This is a genomic window from Arthrobacter sp. SAFR-023, from assembly GCF_051965295.1.
Classification (GTDB): Bacteria; Actinomycetota; Actinomycetes; order Actinomycetales; family Micrococcaceae; genus Arthrobacter.
Genome location: NZ_JBQCMF010000038.1, coordinates 2,810 through 5,479, shown reverse-complemented (window position 1 = coordinate 5,479; position 2,670 = coordinate 2,810). Strand labels below are relative to the sequence as shown.

At 55.0% G+C, this 2,670-nt stretch carries 1 rRNA gene (running past one end of the window); it reads right to left on the bottom strand.

Annotation, left to right across the window (positions count from 1 at the left end):
• Positions 1–184 precede the first annotated feature (184 nt).
• Positions 185–2,670: ribosomal RNA gene (locus ACTHQX_RS21545) — 23S ribosomal RNA — on the bottom strand; it runs 732 nt beyond the window's last position.

Here is a 2,670-nt window from a genome sequence, read left to right as displayed (position 1 = left end):
TGGGGGTGGGAAATCTTGTGGTGTTACAACTGTGGTGTTGTATTCAGTTATTGGTGGGTTCCTGAACCTCAACCCGGTGTTGGGTTTGTTGGTTGGGAACCACATAGTGGACGCAAGCAGTCTTGTTTCTTTGTACCGCCCCCATGGGTGCAAACGCTTTTGAATCCGTTTGCGGGGGTGGTGTGTGGTGTAAGTTATCGGCCTATTAGTACCGGTCAGCTTCACGAGTCGTTAGTCCTCGCTTCCACATCCGGCCTATCAACCCAGTGGTCTGGCTGGGGGCCTCTCACACACAAGGTGTATGGAAATCTCATCTCGAAGCGAGCTTCCCGCTTAGATGCTTTCAGCGGTTATCCCATCCGAACGTAGCTAATCAGCGGTGCACTTGGCAGTACAACTGACACACCAGAGGTTCGTCCGTCCCGGTCCTCTCGTACTAAGGACAGCCCTTCTCAAATTTCCTGCGCGCGCAGCGGATAGGGACCGAACTGTCTCACGACGTTCTAAACCCAGCTCGCGTACCGCTTTAATGGGCGAACAGCCCAACCCTTGGGACCTACTCCAGCCCCAGGATGCGACGAGCCGACATCGAGGTGCCAAACCATGCCGTCGATATGGACTCTTGGGCAAGATCAGCCTGTTATCCCCGAGGTACCTTTTATCCGTTGAGCGACGGCCATTCCACAATGTACCGCCGGATCACTAGTCCCGACTTTCGTCCCTGCTCGAGATGTCTCTCTCACAGTCAAGCTCCCTTGTGCACTTACACTCGACACCTGATTGCCAACCAGGCTGAGGGAACCTTTGGGCGCCTCCGTTACTTTTTAGGAGGCAACCGCCCCAGTTAAACTACCCATCAGGCACTGTCCCTGACCCGGATTACGGGCCGAAGTTAGATGTCCAAAGTGACCAGAGTGGTATTTCAACGATGACTCCACCCGAACTGGCGTCCGGGCTTCAACGTCTCCCACCTATCCTACACAAGCCACTCCGAACACCAATACCAAACTATAGTAAAGGTCTCGGGGTCTTTCCGTCCTGCTGCGCGTAACGAGCATCTTTACTCGTACTGCAATTTCGCCGAGTTTATGGTTGAGACAGCGGGGAAGTCGTTACTCCATTCGTGCAGGTCGGAACTTACCCGACAAGGAATTTCGCTACCTTAGGATGGTTATAGTTACCACCGCCGTTTACTGGGGCTTAAATTCTCAGCTTCGCCTTGCGGCTAACCGGTCCTCTTAACCTTCCAGCACCGGGCAGGAGTCAGTCCGTATACATCGTCTTGCGACTTCGCACGGACCTGTGTTTTTAGTAAACAGTCGCTTCCCCCTGGTCTCTGCGGCCCCGATCCCCTCCCGGTCGCTAGTACCGTTCAAGGTTGGGGCCCCCCTTCTCCCGAAGTTACGGGGGCATTTTGCCGAGTTCCTTAACCATAATTCTCTCGATCGCCTTAGTATTCTCTACCTGATCACCTGTGTCGGTTTGGGGTACGGGCGGCTAAAACCTCGCGCCGATGCTTTTCTAGGCAGCATAGGATCACCGAATCCCCCCTTTACGGGAGTCCCGTCAGATCTCAGGCACATGAACAGCGGATTTGCCTACCGTTCGCCCTACATCCTTGGACCGGGACAACCATCGCCCGGCTCGGCTACCTTCCTGCGTCACACCTGTTAATACGCTTGCCTCCCAGGATCAGGTCCCGCGCTCCACCAAAACCCTTCACCCACAAGGGGTGTCGGGCAGGTCTCGGGCGGTTAGTATCCCCTGTTCAACATGGGCGGTTTTTCGCCGGTACGGGAATATCAACCCGTTGTCCATCGACTACGCCTGTCGGCCTCGCCTTAGGTCCCGACTTACCCAGGGCAGATTAGCTTGACCCTGGAACCCTTGATCATCCGGCGGACGGGTTTCTCACCCGTCTTTCGCTACTCATGCCTGCATTCTCACTCGTGTAGGCTCCACCGCTGGTTTACACCGCGACTTCACCGCCCACACGACGCTCCCCTACCCATCCACACTCCTGAACCACGAAGGCTTGGAAAATATGTGAATGCCACAACTTCGGCGGTGTACTTGAGCCCCGCTACATTGTCGGCGCGGAATCACTTGACCAGTGAGCTATTACGCACTCTTTTAAGGATGGCTGCTTCTAAGCCAACCTCCTGGTTGTCTTCGCAACTCCACATCCTTTCCCACTTAGCACACGCTTAGGGGCCTTAGTTGGTGGTCTGGGCTGTTTCCCTCTCGACTATGAAGCTTATCCCCCACAGTCTCACTGCTGCGCTCTCACTTACCGGCATTCGGAGTTTGGCTGACGTCAGTAACCTTGTAGGGCCCATTAGCCATCCAGTAGCTCTACCTCCGGTAAGAAACACGCAACGCTGCACCTAAATGCATTTCGGGGAGAACCAGCTATCACGAAGTTTGATTGGCCTTTCACCCCTACCCACAGCTCATCCCCTCCATTTTCAACTGAAGTGGGTTCGGTCCTCCACGACGTCTTACCGTCGCTTCAACCTGGCCATGGGTAGATCACTTCGCTTCGGGTCTAGATCACGCCACTGCAACGCCCTGTTCAGACTCGCTTTCGCTACGGCTTCCCCACACGGGTTAACCTCGCGACGTAACACTAACTCGCAGGCTCATTCTTCAAAAGGCACGCCGTCACAG